Annotated in this window: 16 protein-coding genes; 6 read left to right on the plus strand and 10 right to left on the minus strand. The window is 75.3% G+C overall.

Going from position 1 to position 17,979, the window contains the following annotated elements:
* Positions 1-7: 7 nt before the first annotated feature.
* Genes JOE35_RS06120 through JOE35_RS06155 form a run of 8 tightly spaced genes read right to left on the minus strand, consistent with a single transcriptional unit; the run spans position 8 to position 9,796 of the window.
* On the minus strand, positions 8-709 hold the full coding sequence (locus JOE35_RS06120) for a hypothetical protein (RefSeq protein WP_209560337.1): 702 nt from the start codon (positions 707-709) through the stop codon (positions 8-10).
* On the minus strand, positions 706-1,059 hold the full coding sequence (locus tag JOE35_RS06125; RefSeq protein ID WP_209560338.1) for a hypothetical protein: 354 nt from the start codon (positions 1,057-1,059) through the stop codon (positions 706-708). Before JOE35_RS06125 ends, JOE35_RS06120 begins: the two co-directional genes overlap by 4 nt.
* The gene (gene eccCa, locus JOE35_RS06130) at positions 1,049-5,008 is read right to left on the minus strand and encodes a type VII secretion protein EccCa (protein ID WP_209560339.1); all 3,960 of its coding nucleotides are present in this window, start codon (positions 5,006-5,008) and stop codon (positions 1,049-1,051) included. Before eccCa ends, JOE35_RS06125 begins: the two co-directional genes overlap by 11 nt.
* Positions 5,005-5,919, minus strand: a complete 915-nt coding sequence (locus JOE35_RS06135; protein WP_209560340.1) for a hypothetical protein — start codon at positions 5,917-5,919, stop codon at positions 5,005-5,007. The genes eccCa and JOE35_RS06135 overlap by 4 nt, the downstream gene beginning before the upstream one ends.
* Positions 5,919-7,250 (minus strand): EsaB/YukD family protein, encoded by a 1,332-nt coding sequence (locus JOE35_RS06140; protein WP_209560341.1) that lies wholly within the window; start codon positions 7,248-7,250, stop codon positions 5,919-5,921. The genes JOE35_RS06135 and JOE35_RS06140 overlap by 1 nt, the downstream gene beginning before the upstream one ends.
* Positions 7,247-7,609 (minus strand): hypothetical protein, encoded by a 363-nt coding sequence (locus tag JOE35_RS06145; RefSeq protein WP_209560342.1) that lies wholly within the window; start codon positions 7,607-7,609, stop codon positions 7,247-7,249. Before JOE35_RS06145 ends, JOE35_RS06140 begins: the two co-directional genes overlap by 4 nt.
* Positions 7,593-8,684 (minus strand): DUF6177 family protein, encoded by a 1,092-nt coding sequence (locus tag JOE35_RS06150; protein ID WP_209560343.1) that lies wholly within the window; start codon positions 8,682-8,684, stop codon positions 7,593-7,595. The genes JOE35_RS06145 and JOE35_RS06150 overlap by 17 nt, the downstream gene beginning before the upstream one ends.
* The gene (locus JOE35_RS06155; RefSeq protein WP_209560344.1) at positions 8,681-9,796 is read right to left on the minus strand and encodes an FHA domain-containing protein; all 1,116 of its coding nucleotides are present in this window, start codon (positions 9,794-9,796) and stop codon (positions 8,681-8,683) included. Before JOE35_RS06155 ends, JOE35_RS06150 begins: the two co-directional genes overlap by 4 nt.
* Positions 9,797-9,970: 174 nt before the next feature.
* Here JOE35_RS06155 and JOE35_RS06160 point away from each other — a divergent pair, with 174 nt between their 5' ends.
* From JOE35_RS06160 to JOE35_RS06180, 5 genes are all read left to right on the plus strand, one after another.
* Positions 9,971-10,306, plus strand: a complete 336-nt coding sequence (locus tag JOE35_RS06160) for a hypothetical protein (protein ID WP_209560345.1) — start codon at positions 9,971-9,973, stop codon at positions 10,304-10,306.
* Between the two features lie 67 nt (positions 10,307-10,373).
* Positions 10,374-10,694 (plus strand): pore-forming ESAT-6 family protein, encoded by a 321-nt coding sequence (locus JOE35_RS06165; protein ID WP_209560346.1) that lies wholly within the window; start codon positions 10,374-10,376, stop codon positions 10,692-10,694.
* A 3-nt stretch (positions 10,695-10,697) separates the two neighbouring features.
* Entirely contained in the window at positions 10,698-11,072 is a 375-nt protein-coding gene (locus JOE35_RS06170) for a DUF6507 family protein (RefSeq protein WP_209560347.1), read from the plus strand.
* 3 nt (positions 11,073-11,075) lie between these two features.
* On the plus strand, positions 11,076-14,159 hold the full coding sequence (locus JOE35_RS15835; protein ID WP_209560348.1) for a glycohydrolase toxin TNT-related protein: 3,084 nt from the start codon (positions 11,076-11,078) through the stop codon (positions 14,157-14,159).
* Between the two features lie 44 nt (positions 14,160-14,203).
* Entirely contained in the window at positions 14,204-15,670 is a 1,467-nt protein-coding gene (locus tag JOE35_RS06180; RefSeq protein ID WP_209560349.1) for a hypothetical protein, read from the plus strand.
* Between the two features lie 66 nt (positions 15,671-15,736).
* Here the strand turns inward: JOE35_RS06180 and JOE35_RS06185 are convergent, their stop codons facing one another.
* Entirely contained in the window at positions 15,737-16,417 is a 681-nt protein-coding gene (locus tag JOE35_RS06185) for a hypothetical protein (protein WP_209560350.1), read from the minus strand.
* Positions 16,418-16,479: 62 nt separating this feature from the next.
* The gene (locus JOE35_RS06190; RefSeq protein ID WP_209560351.1) at positions 16,480-17,133 is read right to left on the minus strand and encodes a TNT domain-containing protein; all 654 of its coding nucleotides are present in this window, start codon (positions 17,131-17,133) and stop codon (positions 16,480-16,482) included.
* An 83-nt stretch (positions 17,134-17,216) separates the two neighbouring features.
* Here JOE35_RS06190 and JOE35_RS06195 point away from each other — a divergent pair, with 83 nt between their 5' ends.
* Entirely contained in the window at positions 17,217-17,957 is a 741-nt protein-coding gene (locus tag JOE35_RS06195) for an RDD family protein (protein ID WP_209560352.1), read from the plus strand.
* Positions 17,958-17,979: the final 22 nt, after the last annotated feature.

The following is a 17,979-nucleotide window of genomic DNA, read 5'->3' on the forward strand; positions in this document are numbered from 1 at the left end:
GGCCGCGTCAGAGGCCGAGGCGGTCGACGACCGCCTCGGCCGCCCGCAGCGTCGACGGCAGCAGGTCGGCGGGGCGCAGTGCTCCCGATCCGGCCAGGGCAGGGTCGGCGGGCAGCCGCACCACGCTCACCCCGGGGTGCTCGCCGGTGACCGCGCGGACGACGTCGTCGGCGCGAGGGCGTCCGAAGGGCTCCGTCACGACCACGACCGTGGACGTCGGGCCCCCGCCGTCGCCGAGCGCGGTGAGCCGGTGCAGGGCCCGGCGGATCGCCTCGAGGCCTGCGGGGCTCGCCGGCGCCACGAGCACGGCGGAGTTCTCCGGGACCCGGAACACGTCGCCGGGGCCGGTCGCGTGGGCACCCAGGTCGTGCACCGTCAGGGCGGCGTCGTGCGAGGCCGCCCCCCGCGCGTGGACCGGCAGGCGGGCAGCCAGCGCGCCCTCGGTGTGGTCGCTCGCGCTCGGCGTGCCGCCGCGCCGGACGACGGCGTCCCAGACGAGAGCGGCGACGGTCGTGGTGCCGACGCCTCCTGCCGTCCCGGCCACGACCACGGTCCTGGCTCGGCCCCTCGCCGACTGACGGCGGGTGCCGGGCACGGACTCCGACGAGACGGGAGAACCGTCCCCGGTCGCCCTGGTCGTCCCCGGCAGGCGCATGCTGCCCGGCACCGAGCCAGGTCGCACCACGTCGTCCCGCGACGGCCCGGTCACGACGCGTCCTCGACGATGCACACGCCGTCCAGGGAGGCGGCGAGCCCCAACGCCACGGCGACCCCCGCGTCGCCGCGGGCCCCCCACGGCGCCCACGCCTCCGTCCAGAAGACCGGCGTGCCCAGGCGCTCGGCGGCGCCGGGCGCCAGACGGGCGATCTCGTCAGCGGACTCCACGCGACTCGGGTGCCCGAACGAGACGACGGCCGAGCCGTCCCCCGCGACGAGCTGCACGTAGGCTCCCGCCTCGACGGCGCGGACCCCCAGCCCGGGGTCGACCGCGAGGCCGGCCTGCACGAGGGCCGTGGCGTCGGGCGGGCGGGACGTCACGACGACGATGTCACGAGGCACGGGGTGCTCCTGTCTCGGCGGCGGGGAACGCCGCCACCTGGACGATGCGCGGTGCCGTCCCGCGCCGGACGAGGCGCCCTCGCCCCGGCGGGAACTGCTCGGCGAAGACCTTGGGGAACACGGGGCCCTCCGAGCGTTCCCCGCTCATGACGAGACCGGCACCGCCGCTGTCGCGCATCGACTGCAGGGCAGGGTCGAAGAGGGCCCGCGACGCACCCGCGACGGGACGGGTGGCGACGACGTGCAGGCCCAGGTCGCGGGACGACGGCAGATACGGCAGCAGGGGCCGGAGGGGCTCCGTGCCGGCGGAGGCGAGGATGTCGTAGTCGTCGACCAGCACGACGATGCGGGGCCGCGGGCCGGTCACGGCACCGGTCAGCCGGGCCTCGAGCTCGTCCGCGATGGCCGTCGCGAGGCCCCTGGCGTCCCGGCCGTTGCTGGCGTGGCCGCCCAGGTAGGCGTCCGGCGTGCCCTCCACCGCGCCTCCTCGGACGTCCATGAAGGCGAGCACGAGCTCGTCGGGCGTCGCCCGGTCCATGAAGCCGCGAGCCAGGCCGCGCAGCAGCGTCGTCTTGCCGCAGCGGGTGTCGCCGAGCACGAGGAGGTGCTGGTCCCTGGCCGGGTCGAAGCCGACCCACTCCATCGTGTCCTGGCGCAGCCCGAAGGGCACCACGTCAGGGGCCTCGAGCTCGTCGGGCAGCTCGTCGGGGTCGAAGGACTCGGGCAGCAGCCGGATGGGCGAGGCCAGGGGGCCGCTCCAGCTGGCGGCCGACCGGCGGGCCAGCTGCTGCAGCGCCTCCGAGACCCTGTCGTCGTCGGTGTCGTCGAGGACGGGCAGCGCGACCTGCGCGAAGAGGGTGTCGTCCGTGAGGACGCGCCCCGGCTGCCCGCTCTTCAGCGTTGCCGAGAACTTGCGGCCGATGGTGCTGTCCTGCGGGTCGTTCAGCCTCAGCTCGAACCGCTGGCCGATCAGGGGCTGCACCGCCATCCGCAGCTCGTTCCACCGGGTCAGCCCGACCACGACGTGGATCCCGAAGCTGCCGCCGCGCTGCAGGAGGTCGGCGAACGGGTCCTCGAGCTCCTCGAAGTCGGTGCGCAGCGCGCCGTAGCCGTCGACGAGCAGGACGACGTCGGCGGACACGAGCTCGGGCACGGCTCCCTCGGCGTGACGCGCCCGCAGCATGGGGAGCGAGTCGATGTCGTGGTCGCGGAACACGGCCTCCCGGGTGCGGACCATGGCCTGCAGCTCCTCGAGGAGGCGGCGGAGGCGCGCGCGGTCGGAGCGGGTCGCGACGCCGCCGACGTGCGGGAACTGCTCGATCCTGGACAGCCCGCCGCCGGCGAGGTCCATCCCGTAGATGCTGACCTGGCGGGGGGTGTGCGTCAGGGCGAGCGACGCCGCCACCGTGCGGAGGAAGGTCGTGCGCCCGGACTGCGGCGCGCCGACGACCGCCGCGTGCCCGCCTCCCTTGGTGAGGTCGACGGTCCACGCGCGCTGGCGCTGTCGCGCCGGCTCGTCGAGGAGGCCGAGCGGCACGGACATGGCAGCCGCGGGGGCCCGGCCCGGTGCGTCCACGACGGCTCCGAGGGCGAGCCTCGTGGGCAGCGGCGGCAGCCAGACGGGCGTCGTGGCGAGCCCTCCCACGGCGATGCGGTCGACGGCCTCGTCGATCAGGGCCCGTCCCACCTCCGGCCGGGTCAGCTCGATCTCGCCCGGGTCGTCGTCCGCGGTGGCGACGGTGTTGTACGTCGGCAGCAGGAAGGGCGCGACCGCCTCGACGCCGTCGTGCCGCGCCGCGTCCGCACCGGAGACGGGGACGGGACCGGACACGTAGCCGGCACGGAAGCGGCGGTAGACGCTCGTGTCGACCTTGAGGTAGCCGTAGCCCGGCACGGCCGGCAGGTGGAACGCATCGGGGGTGTCGAGGACGACCTGGCTCTCTGCCTCGGAGAAGGTCCTCATGCCCAGCCGGTACGACAGGTAGGTGTCGAGGCCGCGCAGCTTGCCGCCCTCGATCCGCTGGCTCGAGAGCAGGAGGTGGACGCCGATCGAGCGGCCGATCCGGCCGATCGTGAGCAGCAGGTCCACGAAGTCGGGCTCCGCCGTCAGCAGCTCGCCGAACTCGTCGATGACGAGCAGGAGGTGCGGCATCGGGGGCAGCTCGGGGCGCGACGCGCGCATCTCGCGGTAGTGCGAGATGCTCGGCGACGAGTCCGCCTCCTTGAGCAGCTCCTGGCGACGCCGGACCTCGCCCGCGATGCTCGCCCTCGCGCGCTGCGTCAGCTGCGGGTCGTCGGCCAGGTTGTCGATCAGCCCGGCCACGTGGGGCAGCCGGACGAAGGGAGCGAAGGCGGCGCCTCCCTTGTAGTCGACGAGGATCATCGCGAGGTCGTCGGGCGAGTGCGTCGTCGTCAGGCCGAGGACGAGCGTCCGGAGCATCTCGCTCTTGCCCGAGCCGGTCGCCCCGATGCAGATGCCGTGCGGGCCCATGCCCAGCTGCGCGCTCTCCTTGAGGTCGAGGAGGAGGGGCGCCCCGACGTCGTCGACGCCGATCGGCACCCGGAGGAAGTCGCGGGGCGACCGGGGCCGCCACGTCGACGTGGTGTCCAGGGTCCTGACGTCGTCGACGCCGAGCAGGTCGATGATGCCGACGGCTTCCTGGGCCTCGGTGCGTTCCTGGCTGGTGAGGGAGAGGCGCAAGGGGGAGAGGGCGCGGGCGACGGCCGTGAAGGCCGCCTCCGAGACCGCGTCGCCGACTGCGCCGCGCTGCTCGGGCTCCTCGTCGCCCTCGGTCGCGAGCAGGTCGGTGACCGTGAGTCCGCCGTCGTCGTCCACCACGATGCGCGAGGCGACGTCAGAGGGCTCGTGGAGGCGGTCGGACAGCAGGTGGACGACCGTGATCCGGAGGTCGGCCAGGCCGAGGTCCTGGTCGGGCAGGGGCAGGCCGGAGGCCACGTGCCCGTGGTCGTCGACCAGCACGACCATCCTCGTCACCTCGGGCCTCGCCGACCCCGATCCGCTGCGCCGGACGCTGGCCGCGAGCTGGCTGCGCTCGCCGAGGTCGTCGGCGAGCACGCGTGACAGCTCGCGCGGCGAGGGGGCCACGCGACGCGCGGCCACGGGACCGTCGAGGGTCTCGTCCATCGCGACGTGCGGCAGCAGGTCCCAGCCGGCCCAGTCGCCGGCGACCTGCTCGGGGAACGCCACCGCCACACGGACGTCGTCGGGCGAGTGCAGGGCCGCGACCTGGACGGCGAGGGTCCTCGCCACGGCGAGCACCTGCTCTCGCCCGCCGACGACCGACACGTGGCCGACCCCGTCGAGGTCGACCGTGACGGGCATGCCGCGGACGACGCCGTAGTGCTGCGAGACCTGCTCGAGCTCGCTGAGCATGAGCGGGTCGAGGGGCTGGACGGGGTTCGCGTCGTCCGGGACGGCCAGGTCGAACCACCGGACCACGCCGAGCCCGACGCGCACCCGCAGGAAGTCGGTGTCGCCCCGGCGCCGCTCCCAGAGGCGGGCAGGGTCGAGCACGAGGCTGGGCAGGGCGTCCGGCGCCGGGTCGACCTCGGCCGCCCTGGCCCGCACCTCGCCGGCCCGGCGGCGCATGTCGCCGCGGACGCGCTCGAGGTAGTCGAGGTACCTCTCCCGCTGCGTCCGCCTGTTGCGGGCCGCGTTGCCCCGCTGGGTGAACGCCATGCCGAGGCCGCCCACGAGGGCGACGACGAAGATGAGCGCGGCGACGACCATGAGCACGGGGTTGTTGCCGCGCAGGACGACCATCATCACGACCGACGAGACGGCGCCGACGACGGGCAGCAGGCTCTGCAGCGGGACGCCTCCCGCCGGTCCCTCCGGCAGCTGGGGAGGCGGCGCGAGCGACTCCGGCTGACCCGTGCTCACGGGGCGGGTGACGCGGGCGGGCCGGTGGACGATCCTCAGGGTCACGAGACCGCCTCCTGCCGAGAGCCGACGTGCTCGACGTGCTCAGCGTGCTCGACGTCGGACGTGCTCGTCGACGCCTGCACGAGGGCCGCGGCCAGCTCGATGTGCGCGCGGCGGCTCGCCGGCCGCAGGGACCGGCTCGTCGGCGGGACGCCGGCCGTCTTCGCGGCGTCCCAGGGCAGCGTGACGAGGGGCACGTCGTGGTCTCCGCGCCGGCGGAGCAGCCGCGCGGCCGCGTGGCCGACCCCACCGACGTCGACGACGACGACCACGACGCGGGGCGGCGACGGGATGCGGGCGACGGTCCCGGCCAGCGCGACCGCCTCCTCCAGGGCGGCCCGTTCCGACCGGCTCACGACGGCGAGCACGTGGCTGTCCCTGGCGGCGTCGCCCAGGTCGACGTGCGGCGAGCGGACGCCCCAGTCCGAGACGACGACCTCGTGGAACCGGGCGATCGGCTCGACCTCGTCGGCCCACCGGGACGGCACGGGGACGCGGGAGGGGTCGTCCCGGTCGCCGAGGCCCACCACGAGCGCGCCGGACGGCGCGACCGGGAGGTCCGTCGTGGCCTGCCACGAGGTCCGGGCCGTGCGTCGCACCGCCGAGGCGGGCGTGCTCCGGGCCTCGTCGTCGAGACCGAGGTGCCAGACGGTCCCGCGCAGGCCCGCGGCGCCGTCCACCGCGAGGACGCGCCCTGCCCGGCGGTGAGCGAGCACCGAGGCCACCGCGGCGGCGGTCGCCGAGGTCCCCGAGCCGCCCGCGACGCCCGTGAGGCCGATGCGCCGGCTCGTCGACACGCTCTGTCGGATGTGCCGGTCGTCCTCGCCGAGGTCCCGCGCGCCTCCTGCCGTGCTCGTGAAGGCGCTGCGTGCGAGGGCGGACAGGACGTCACGGGGGTCGGGGGTCGCCCTCATCAGAAGGTCCCCAGCAGCTGCGAGTAGAGGTCGAACGCGCCGAGGAGGAGCGGGAGGGCCGTGATCACGCTCAGGGTCTCGAGGACGTTGCCGAGCGAGCGGAGCCGGGCGCGCGTGTGCGCAGCCGGCTGCACCCCCGCCGTCAGGACGGCCACGACCGCGACGGCGGAGAGGGCGGCGACGAGCACCCCGGCGGAGCCGGAGAGGTGCGAGGACAGGCCGACCAGGACGGCGACCGCGACGGCCGCCCACAGGAGAACGCCCTGCAGCGCCAGGGGGAACGACCTCGTCCTCAGGGCCGTCACGAGCGTGACGACGACGCCGAGGGCGACAGCCCACGGGTCGTCCGACAGCACCAGGGCGGTGGCTGACGCCCCGAGGGGCACGGCCACGGCTGCCGTCGCCCAGTCGAGCGACCGGTAGGCGTCGGCGAGGGTGTCGACGACCCTGTCGCGCGCGGGGAGGGACCCCGACGCCGTCTGGTCGTCGAGGCCCGTGAGCCCCGCGGTCGACATGGCGTACCAGGGCAGCAGCCCCGCGGCGAGCAGGGCGACCACCGCGACGACGCCCCAGGCGGCCTCGATCGGCACCGCCGTGAGCCACAGGGCGGAGGCGAGGAGGGCCAGGCCCGCGCCGAGGCCGGCGGCGGGGACGACGGGGCGGTGCCCGGAGCCGAGCCCGAGTCCCGCTCCCACGGCCAGCCACGCCCACGCGGCGGCCAGCGTCCAGGCGAGGGGGCCGGCGTGAGCCGGTGCGACCTGGGCGACCGAGACGCCGAGGGGGAGGGCCAGGCCCGCGCCCGCCGCCGTGAGGGAGGAGGCGGACCAGCGGCGGCCGGTCCGCCCCAGGACCAGCGAGAGGGCGGCGGCCGCCACCGCCACCGCCACCAGGCCCGCAGCGGTGGCGGGCCGGTTCGCGGGGGCGGACGCGGCGTCGACCACGACGGACGCCGCGAGGAAGGTCGCGGCGCCGGCGACCGCCGCGGCGACGGCACGCCGGACGCGGGGAGACCACAGGTCGCCCCGCCGGGTGAGGGCCTCCGAGACCGCGTCGGTGACGTCGGAGACCTCGGGCGGCGGCGGCGCGTCGCTCCGGCGGACGAGGTGCAGCACCTCGCCGTCGGCCACCGACTGGGTGGCCGAGTCGCCGGAGAGGTCGATCTCGTCGCCCGTCACGCGCACCAGGGCGAGGGGCTGGGCCGAGTCGGTGCCCCGCTCGCCGAGCAGGTCGACGACGCGGGGCAGGAGCCCCGCCCAGGGCTCGGTGGTCGCGACGACCACGTCGGCACGCCTGGTGGCGCCGACGACGGTGATCCGGGTGAAGTCGGTCATCGGGCGTCTCCGTCGGTCGGGATGCGGGTCGGGTCGTCGGTCGGCGTGGCGGACGACCCGGGGCGACCGGTCGTCGGCGGGGCGTCCGAGGCCCGGGGCGTGCTCGTCGGCACGGCAGGGGCCGACGACGACTGCGCCGCCCGCTCGGCCGCCTGTCGAGCGAGGGCGTCCACGACGAACGAGTAGCCGACGCAGCCCACGCAGGCGACCGCGGCGAGCACGACGCTGCCGACGAAGCGCTTGACGTTGTCGTTCACCTGTCGCCGGTCGACGAGCCAGCCGAGGAGGAACGCCGAACGGAGGCGCGCCCGGTGCGTCGCGACGCTCTCGAGGAGGAGGGAGTCACTGTTCTGCGGCACGTCTGACCTGTTCTTCCTGGAGGGGGTCTGCCCCGGCTGCCCGGAGGACGTCGGCTCCGCCGACGGCGTCCAGCACCTCGGCCAGGCGGCCTATCCCCGCCGGGTCCACGCCGTCGCCGAGGGGGACGACGAGACCAGGGGTGCGGGGCCGGCCCGTGACGGCGGCGTCGAAGCGACGACCGAGGTCGGCGACGTCGAGGCCGAGGCCGCGGACCCCGGGGGGCCCGATCAACAGCGCGACGGGCACCGGCGGCGACTCGAGCACCGGCGGCCAGGTGAGGTCCGCACGGCCGCGCCGGGCCATGACGAGCCCGAAGAGCGGCATGCCGACCTCCGCGATCCCGGCGAGCAGCCGGGGCACGTCGGCCAGGCGACGGGTCACGTCGTCGTCGTCGATCCCGCCGATCCCGACCAGGCCGGTGACGAGCTCCTCGACGCCGCGGTCGGTGCGCCGGGCGGTGACGTCGAGCGCGAGGGGCAGTCGTGCCGAGCCCGTGACGACGTACGTCGTGGCCCGCGGCATCCGGGACCGCGCGTGGGCCGTCATGGCCGGCCGGTCCCAGGTCCGGGCCGCCGGCTCGTGCGTGCCCCAGCCGGAGGGGACGTCGCCGTCCAGGTGCCGGACGATCCGCTCCACGGTGCCGCCCAGGAGGGTCTCGGCGCGGGCCTGGTGGCGCGTCGACGCCGAGACGACGAGCTGCGTCGCCGTCGGGGTGCGCAGGTCGAGGTGAGCGAGCGAGACGTCGTCGGGCGACCGGGGCGGCCCTGCCGTCACCGCGTCCTGGAACCGGTCGAGGCGCCGCCCCGACCGGCCGTCGCGCAGCTGGCCGTCCGCGCCGCGGACGACCCACCGTCCGCCGACCTGCTGCAGCGCGTGCCTCATCGGCTCGGTCAGCACGGAACGACCGTCCGACACGAGGACGACACGGCCGCCGGCACGGGCGACCTTCGCCAGCAGGTCGAGGCGCCCCTCGCTCAGGTGCACGACGGGGGCCCGCGTCTCGGTCCTGACCGTCCCCTCTCCCTCGCTGTCCGCGAGCGGGTGCGGGACGAACGGCTCGTCGACGGCGGTCACCGCTGACCCTCCCCGCCGGCCGGGACGTCGGCGTCCGGTGCGAACTCGAGGGCGAACTCGTGGTCGCCGATGCTCACGACCGCTCCCGGGCGCAGCTCCGCCTCGGTGCCCGGCGACACGGGCACGACCCCGCCGTCGGCCGTCCGCACCGTCGTCCCGTTGGTCGAGCCGAGATCGGTCAGCACGACGACGTCGCCCCGCCGCACGAGGGAGGCGTGGGACTTCGAGAGCGTGCGCGAGAGGTCGGGGACGGCCAGCGGCACCGCGCCGTCGGGCGCGGCCGGGCCGCGACCGACCACGGCCGCGCCCGTGAAGACGTGGACCAGCCCGGATCGGAAGCGCAGCCGGACCTCGTCGGACGGGGCGGCTGCGGTGCCGTCGCCGACAGGGCGAGGTGCCTGGTCGGCTCGCGGCCGACGGGTGTCGGTCCCTGCCGACGAGACTGTCCGCTCGAGGTCGCCCAGGTCGTCCGCGACGGCGTCGCGCCGGTCGTCGAGCCGATCGCCGGACGACGTCCGGACTGTCCCGCGGGAGGACGCCGGGACCACGGCAGACGGGTCGCGCCCGGTCGTCAGGTCGGCGACGACGGTGCCGAGCCGGCGGGACAGGGGACCCCGCACGTCGTCGTGGCCCCTCGCCGGCCCGCGGCCGACGAGCCGGGCGGGGACGAGGCGGAGCCGGAGGGGAAGGCCGTCGGCGCCGTCGACCTCTCGCGTGCGGGCGACGAGCCCGCCGAGCGCTCGGCCGCGCCGCGACCAGGAGGCGGCGACGACGCAGGCGGAGGCGAGGGCCCCCAGCAGGGCGCCGACCACGACGCCTCGGGGCGATGCGTCCCCGGACACGGTCGCGTCCAGCAGGGCGAGGACGCCCGCGCCGGCCGCGGCGCCCGCCGCGAGGGTGAGGAGGTCGAGAGCCCTGCCGAGCAGGACGCGGCCCGAGGAGGCCGGTCGCGTGCCGCGCAGGCCGGCGGGGGCGTCGTCGTCGTTCCTCGCCCGGGGCGGACCGGCGGGGGAGCCGCAGTCGGCACAGCGGAGCGACCGCGGCGCGGTCCCTGCTCCGCAACGGGCACAGGTGACGGACGGGACGGCCGGGTCGGCGATCGACGACGTCATGCTGATCCTCCCCTCAGGACGACACCAGTATGGCTGCTCGGGGAGGCCCGGCGGCTCGTCGGCCGGGCCCCGACGTGAGCAGTTCTCGTCCGGGGCGTGACTCGGCGGGAGACATCTGCTTGACTGAGCCGGTCATTGTCGCCCGGACGTGGGGTATCGAGGAGAGGTAACGACATGAAGTTCGCCATGGGGGCCCAGGTCCTGACCAACCTGACCAAGCAGACGTCCGGCTCGAGCGAGGACCTCGGCACGCTCGTCCGCCGTCTCGCCGACGCGGCGGAGCCGCTGCAGGGCAAGTTCAACGGCACCGGCCGCGCCGCCTTCGACAAGTTCAAGTCCGAGACCGACCGCATCGCGATCGACCTCGACCGCGCGCTCGGCAGCGTCCTCACCGGGATCGCCGGCATGGACCGCTCGTTCGCCGAGGGCGACCAGGAGATGGCCGACCAGACCCGCAGCGCCGACAGCAGCGCGAACTACGACGCCGCCCGCTTCGGCTCGCGCGCCTGACGCCGCTCCGCGACCGCACGCGCAGACCCGAACGAACACGAACCACCGGACACAGGGGAGAACGATCATGAGCAGTGGTGGGAACGCGGCCGACCGCCGCGACTACGACATCGCGTCGTCGCAGAACGCGCAGGACAACTTCAACGCCGTCGCCTCGCAGCTGGAGTCGCTCATCACGCAGCGCGACAGCGACGTCAAGGCCGCGATGAGCGACTACGCCGCCGACGGCGTCTCGGAGGACTACGCGTCCAAGGAGCAGAAGTGGAACGAGGTCGCCGGCGAGGTCCGGACGATCATCAGCACGCTCCGCTCGTCGCTCCAGCAGAACGACGAGAGCGCCACGAGTGCGATCAGCAAGGCGAAGTCCGCCGTCGGCAACATCGGCTAGCCGGTGGGTGACCAGGGCTGGGCGGTCGACCCCGGCGGGGTCGAGGCCGTCCTCAACGACGTGCTCACGAAGAGCGCCGACATCTCCACAGCCCTCGGCGGCGCCGAGGGCACGACGGGCGGCGGAGTGGCCGCCAGCGCGATGAGCGCGGCGACCGCGGCCGAGTCGGCGGTGATCGGCGAGGCCCTGAACGGCTACTTCGAGGAGCAGTCGGCGACCATCCGCAGCATCGGCGACCGGATCCAGGCGTGCCTCCTCGGCGCGTCGGGGGCCGTCACCGCCATCCAGCAAGGCCACGAGGAGATGGCGGCGACCACGCAGGCGAACGCCGTGCACGCCGCCTCCACGGGCGACTTCAGCGCGTTCCAGGAGGGCTAGCAGATGGCTGCTGCAGCGAGTCTCGTCGTCCCCGGCGGCATCCCCTACACCGACGTCGACCTCGAGGGCGTGTCCGTGGCCGCATCCGAGTTCCGGACGGCCGGAGGCGGCGTGCGCGACGGCGGATCCGCCGTCGTCACGTCGTGGGCCGGGCTGGCCACGAGCTACTCGGGTCCGAGCGACAGCACCCTGTTCGAGTCCATGACGCCCGTCGGCACGACGACCGACTCCCTCGGCTCGGACCTCGAGGCCATGGCCAGGGCCCTCGACGCCTTCGTCGAGGAGGCGCGTCCGATCGTCGACGCGCTCAAGGCGCTGAAGGCGGACGCGACGACCCTCAAGGGCAAGGCGGACTCCTACGAGGGATCGTCGTTCCTCGGCATCACCTGGTCCGACAACTGGGACCAGGACGGCGACCTCAACGACGAGAACACGCGCATCGTCAACGGCGTCGCCGACAAGGTCGTCGCGTACCAGGCGGCGGAGCGCACCTGCGCGAACGCGATCAGGGCCCTGTCGGGGCTCGCTCCGCTCCACGCGATCCAGGGGGAGGACGACCCCCTGGGCTACGGCTACGAGGCCCTCCCGGAGGGGACGGAGCTGCCGTGGGGCCGGTCGAACAGCGAGACCGGCGAGTCGTGCGTCAAGAACACGGTCACGTTCATCCCCGACCTGATCGGGGGCATCGTCTTCGACGGCCTCATCATGGGCGTCGGCTGGGGCACGCTGCAGCTGCTCGGCTTCGGGCCCGGTTTCTGGAGCCTCGACAACCTCGGCACGATGTGGGGCGGCATGGGCACGCTCATCGGGCGCGACCCGGAGACAGGCGAGTTCGCCGGCGACACGGCGGGGGACGCCTGGGGGGCGTTCGGCCTCGAGATGGTCGCCGCCGACGAGTGGTCGGAGGACCCGGGGCGAGCCCTGGGCGCCGCGGCCTTCAACATCGTCACCACCGTCGTCCCGGTGATCGGCTGGGTCGGCAAGATCAGCAAGGCCGGGAAGGCCGCCGAGGCCGGTTCCCTCGCAGCGCGGGCTGCGCAGGTCGTCAAGCTCGTCGACCTCACCACCGACCCCTTCACCTGGGTGTCCAAGGGCAGCAAGCTCGTCCTGCCGACCCTCTCCGACATCGCCCAGAACGTGACGTCCGCGCTGTCGCCCGCCCACCTCGGCGACCTCACGGACTTCCGCGGGGTCGACGTGCCGTCGATGCAGGGCGGCCGGTTCGAGCTCGACGGGGTGCACGCCGACGTCGAGGTGCCGGCTCCCCGGTCCGAGGCGCCGGCGGCCCCGCCGGCGACCGCCGACGTGCCCGTGCGCGTCCCCGAGCCAGCCCAGGTGGGCGGAGGCGGCCACCACGACGGAGGGACGTCCGGCTCCGGCGGCGGCGGGCCGGGGACGGATCCCTCGACCCCCTCGGGCGGCGGCACGCCGTCCGCGCCGGCCCCCGGCTCGGGGCTCGGCGACGGTCCGGCAGGGTCCGGTCCGGGCTCTGCGGGCGATCCGCCCACCGGTGACGCGCCTCCTGCCGACGGCCCTCCTGCCGACGGCTCTCCCGCCGACGCAGGCCAGCCGGGCCCCGGTGACGGAGGCCAGCCGCCGGGCACGCCGGGCACGCCCGGTCGCCCGCCCGTCGAGTGGACGCCCGACATGGGCGATCCCGTCCTGTCCGACGCGGACTTCGGTCCCGACTGGACCAGGGAGCCCGACCGGGGCGACCCGGTCGACCCGAACTACGGCGAGGTGCAGCCGACATCGGGCACGACTCCGGCCGGCTACGACCACCCGGGCGTCGTCGACCCGGCCATCGAGCACCTGATCAGCGACGCGGGCGCGCCCTGGGGCCGTGACGTCGACGGCACGCCGTTCTCGCAGGCCGAGTACGACGCCCGCTACGTCGGCGACACGGGCATGCCCCGGTACCCGGGAAACGACGGAGCGGTGTCCGGCACCTACGTGGAGTACACCTCCGCCGACTCCTTCACGCGCGACTACGGCTCCCAGATCGACCGTCTCGGAGACCCGTCGGGCGGCTTCCTGTCGCTCCCCGACACGCCCTTCGAGCAGCGCTCGTTGCCGCCGAGCAACCTGCGGGCGCCCTACTCGATTTACGTGCTCACGGGAGACCTGCCCGCAGGCGCTCGCATCGAGGTGTCCGAGATCGCGCCGGCGTTCGGCCGTCCGGGCGGCGGCATCCAGGTCCGGGTCCTCGACGCGTTCGACGAGGTGATGACCGTCGACCAGATGATCGACGAGGGCGTCGTCACCCGCACCGACGTCGACGGTGCCGACGGCAGCTACGTGGACACCTCCCTCGGCGGGGCCCCCGACGTGGTCCCGCCCGCGAACCAGGCACCGGTGCCGCACGTCGACGACGCGACGGACTTCCGGCTCGGCGGCTCGCTCGACGACCTGTCCGACCCTGCGCCGCGTGCCCCGCACGACCAGGTGCCCGTCGCGGACGACGCCACCGTGCAGGACACGTCCGTGCTCGACCCGACGGACCTCGGGCCCGACGCCGACGACATCCCCGTCGACGACCTCCTCGTCGACGACCTCCCTGTCGACCCCCGCGTGGACGACAAGACGACCCGCATCGTGCAGTCCGGCGGGAAGGGCGGCTGGAGCTACGAGCTCAACCACCCCGAGGCCGATGCCCGGTACGTCGTCGACGACCGCTTCGTGTTCGAGACCGATCACCGGGGACGCGTCGACTACAGCGAGGCCCAGCTCGACCCCGGCTCCGTCGCGAGCGAGCGCAACAAGCATCAGCAGGTGGCCGCCGGGCGCGGGGACCGCGTCCCCGGCGACGAGGGCGGGCACATCTGGGCGAGCATGTTCGGCGGGCCGGGCGAGGCCGTCAACCTCACCGCCATGCACGAGACGCTGAACAGCAAGGGCGTCGCCGAGTACGCCAAGATCGAGCGGATCTGGAAGGCGCAGCTCGCGTCGGGCTCCCCGGTCCACGCCTCGGTCGACGTCCACTACGACGGCGTCTCGCACCGTCCCTCCGGCTACGAGGTGAACTGGGTCGACGCCGCGGGGAGGGTCAGGAGCGCATACCTCGAGAACGTCACGGCGCGGCCTTGATCCTCGGCGTCCCCTACGCTTGAGGCACCAGGAAGGGGAGGGCCATGGACGTCAGCGTCGTCGAGCAGAAGCAGAAGGAGGCGGCGCTCGCCGTGTTCCGGGCCGTGTCGCGGGCAGGGGCGCCGTGGGCGCGGGTCCGGGTCTTCTGGTCCGAGATCGCCGGCAACGTCAGCACCTTCCTCGACATCTGGGACGAGCACGACGAGCGGTCGAGCATCCGCGTGCCGCGAGAGGTCAACGAGCCCCTCGAGGAGCTCCGCCGCCAGACCGAGCGCCCGGGAGAAGGTGCCTGGCTGAGCACGTTCCTCACCGTGACGGCCGAGGGGCGCTACTCCTACGAGTACAACTACGACCGTCGCCCGTCCTGGACGAACGCCGACGAGCCCCTGTCCGGCCACGCCGACGACTCGCCCACGGACGAGTCGCTCCTCGAGGACCTGGCTCGGCATCCTCGACGCCCTGAGTCCCTTCCGGCCTGGTACCCGGTCGCGCGACCGGCGGCCGACGAGCGGCCGGTCGAGGTCGAGGTCGAGCCCGAGCGTGCCACGACCCCGCTGGCGCCGCCCCCGTCCGTCGCCCACCTGGTCGCGATCCCGGGCTGGGCCGACGTGTGGCAGAGCGTCGTGGGGACCGTGGACCGCGTGCTGCGTCCTGAGGTCGTCCGTGAGCTCGCGCGCTCGCCGCGCGAGGAGCGCGTGCAGGAGACCGACGACGCCGCAGACGACGTGTGGAAGGCCGTCTGGGCCGATCGGGTCACGTCCCTCGACGCGGGGGGCGTCGTCGCGCTCTGGGAGCCCTGGGCCCGCGCGACCGGACGCGACCTGGCGCTCGGCCGCGCGGTCGACCCCCGGGCCGACGTCGGCGTTCCTCTCGTCCCGAACTCGCCGCTGGACCTCGTGCTCCAGGACGTCGCCGACGTCGTCGACACGCTGACCGAGGCCGCCCTCGAGGCCAGGATCGCCGAGGTCGACGCCGGGGCCGAGGCCGAGGTCGACGCGCAGGTCGGCGCCGAGGTCGACGTCGACGTGCGCGGCCTCGTGGTCGCCCTCGCCGAGCGCGGCCGTCTGCGCATCGTCGAGCAGCCCGGCACGGAGCTGGCGGTCGGCAACGGCGACACGGGCTTCCAGGTGAGGGCGTCCGACCTCGGCTTCGACGTCGAGAGCACCGAGCGCGGCCGGGCCCGCGTGCGGGCCACGACCAGCACGCTCGACCTCGCCTGGCGCGTGCTCCTCTGGGAGCTTCGCGTGCCGGTCCGCGCCGAGCTCGGGCTCGAGCGCGTCGCCGTCAGCGACGACCTAGCCTCGATCCCCGCAGGGGTCGACGTCGAGGCGGACACCCGGGCGGTGACCCTGTCCTGGCGCTCCGCGGCAGGCGCCGAGTGGGTCGCGTTCCCCGGCTCGGGCGCACGCCGCTCCGCCGTGGGCTTCTCCCGGGTGCTCGAACTCGGGGCCCGCGCCGTCGTCGACCTCGTGCTCGACCCCGACGCGCCCCGGACCCTCGGCGGGGCCTAGACCCTCGGCGGGGCCCAGGGCCTCAGCGGGTCCCGGACCTTCGGCGGGGCCCGGACCTGGCCGTCCTCAGTGCTGGTCGTGCAGCCGGGCGTCCGCGTCGTGCCGGTCCTGCAGCGCCCCGAGGTCCGCGACCGCGGCGAGGTAGGGCTCGAAGGCGGCGAGGTCGTCGTCCTCGAGGAACGGTCGTCCGACCTCGACGACGACGAGCGACCCTGCTGTCGGCAACACGACGAGCGTGGAGCCGGGCGTGCCCGCCGCGCCGTGGCGGGGCAGCACCTCCAGGTGGACGCGCCGGAGGTGACGGGTCACGACCGCACGAGCCTCCCGAGGGGCGGACACCAGCTCCGCCGCCGCGGCGTCCCGGGCCGCGGGCACGACGCGCGTCCAGCCCTTCGACTCCAGCGCCCCGGCCGTCTGCCCGATGCGCGCTGCCGCGACGAGGAGGGGGGAGTCGGGGGAGGAGGCGGGTCCGAAGCCCAGCCGCGTGCTGAGGGCCTCCTGCACGATGAGGCGCACCGCCTCCGTCGGGTCAGGGGTGCCGGTCGACGGCAGCCGGCCGACGACGTCCGCCACGAGGGCGACGAGGACGGCGGGCCAGCGCTCGACCACACGGTCGTCGAGGAGGTCGTCGTGCTCGCCCGTCCCGAGGGCGGCCGCGACGGCGTCGTCGAGGCCGGCCAGACGACGGGACGTCGGTCGGTCGAGGGCAGGCGGCAGCACCAGCCGAGGGCGCAGGAGGCGTGACACGGCACGCTGCCGCTCGGCCGCGTCCCGGGGGCGGCCCGCCGAGGCCCCCGCGTGGCCCGGCGTCACGGGCCCTCGACGAGCTCGACGAGACCGGCGACCAGGAGGTCCCGCAGGCCCGTGCCGGCATCCGCCACCGTGAAGCGCAGGCCGCCTCCTGGGCGGCCGAACCACGGCGGGGTGACGACGGCGCGCATGAGGACGACGCCCGTCGTCATCACGACGTGGACGCGGGCGGGCGCGCTCACGGCCGTCGGCGGGAGGGAGCGCGCCTCGAGGTCGGTCCCCGCGACGTACAGGTGGACCCCGTCGAGGGCGCCGACCCGGTCGAGTGGCACGCCGGGCGGCACCTCGACGAGGACGCCGGCGTCGCCGGCCGCCCGTGCCCGCGCGGACAGGGGCATGACGAACTGCTCGACGCGGAGCGCGGCGGCCGCCACGTCGACCGGCCCCAGCGCGGAGGAGGGAGGGAGGGGGCGTGAGACGTACTCGACGACGCCGTCGAGCGCCGCGTCCCGGCCGGGGAAGCGGCGGAGGAGATGCCCGTGGCCGTAGTCGACCGTCTCGAGTCGCCAACGGCCAGAGCCGTCGCGCTCGTCGGCGCGCACCACGAGGGCGCCCTCGAGCGGGGGTGACGCGAGCTCGTCGCCCGGCAGCACGACCGCCTCCGGCGGGATCCCCTCGGCGGTGAGCGCGTCCCTCGTCCGTGTCGTCCCCATGCTCCGATCCTAGGGCGGACCGAGCCCGCGACGGTCGGGGCGTCCTCGCCGCGGCGCGACGGCACGGTCGCTAGCCTGGACGGATGAGCTCGTCACCGCCCTCCGACCCGACGCCCCCGCCCTCCCACGGCGGATGGGGCCACGCGCCGTCTGACGAACCCGGCCCCGTCGGCCCCGCGAGCCCCGGAGGCGCCGGCGGCCCGGTGCGCCCCGTCGCTCCCGCAGGCCCGGTCGGTCCGATCGGTCCCGGCGCGGCAGGCACCGTGGTCGCCCCCGTCCCGGTGGTCCAGCTCGGGCCCGGCGAACGCTGGGCGGGCCTGGTGGTGGCCGGCGTCGGGCGGCGCATCGCAGCGCTCGCCATCGACGTCGTCCTCTCGGTGGCGGTGCTGTACGGCACCCTGTTCGCCGCCGTCCTCGTCGTGCCCGACCCCGCCGTCGAGGCCTGGGCCGTGCCGACGGCCTTCTTCTCGGCCGAGCTCGCCTGGCTCGCCGGCCTGGGCGTGGCCGTCGGCCTCGTCGGTCGCACCCCCGGCATGGCCCTGCTCGGTCTCCGCGTCGTGCACGACTCCGATCCACGCCGCACCGTGGGCGTCGGGCGGGCGCTCCTGCGCGGGCTCGTCGTGTTCCCGCTCGGCCTCGCGTGGATCTGGCTGCTGCTCCTGCTGCTCTCGGCCACCTCCCTCGACCCGACGGGTCGTCGGAGGGGCTGGCACGACCGGGCGGCACGCAGCCAGGTCCTCGACGTGCGGCGGGGCGCCGACCCCGTGGCCGACCCGTCGTGGCGAGCACCCGACGACCGGCCCGTCCTCGTGCGCCTGGCCTGACCCGGACCGCGCGGCGGCGGGC

It is taken from the genome of Frigoribacterium sp. PvP032 (assembly GCF_017833035.1).
Taxonomy (GTDB): domain Bacteria; phylum Actinomycetota; class Actinomycetes; order Actinomycetales; family Microbacteriaceae; genus Frigoribacterium.

Coding starts and splice junctions, on each gene's coding strand:
- JOE35_RS06135 (WP_209560340.1), bottom strand. CDS start 5,919: ATGAGGGCGACCCCCGACCCCCGTGACGTCCTGTCCGCCCTCGCACGC.
- JOE35_RS06140 (WP_209560341.1), bottom strand. CDS start 7,250: ATGACCGACTTCACCCGGATCACCGTCGTCGGCGCCACCAGGCGTGCC.
- JOE35_RS06155 (WP_209560344.1), bottom strand. CDS start 9,796: ATGACGTCGTCGATCGCCGACCCGGCCGTCCCGTCCGTCACCTGTGCC.
- JOE35_RS06160 (WP_209560345.1), top strand. CDS start 9,971: ATGAAGTTCGCCATGGGGGCCCAGGTCCTGACCAACCTGACCAAGCAG.
- JOE35_RS06165 (WP_209560346.1), top strand. CDS start 10,374: ATGAGCAGTGGTGGGAACGCGGCCGACCGCCGCGACTACGACATCGCG.
- JOE35_RS15835 (WP_209560348.1), top strand. CDS start 11,076: ATGGCTGCTGCAGCGAGTCTCGTCGTCCCCGGCGGCATCCCCTACACC.
- JOE35_RS06180 (WP_209560349.1), top strand. CDS start 14,204: ATGGACGTCAGCGTCGTCGAGCAGAAGCAGAAGGAGGCGGCGCTCGCC.
- JOE35_RS06190 (WP_209560351.1), bottom strand. CDS start 17,133: ATGGGGACGACACGGACGAGGGACGCGCTCACCGCCGAGGGGATCCCG.
- JOE35_RS06195 (WP_209560352.1), top strand. CDS start 17,217: ATGAGCTCGTCACCGCCCTCCGACCCGACGCCCCCGCCCTCCCACGGC.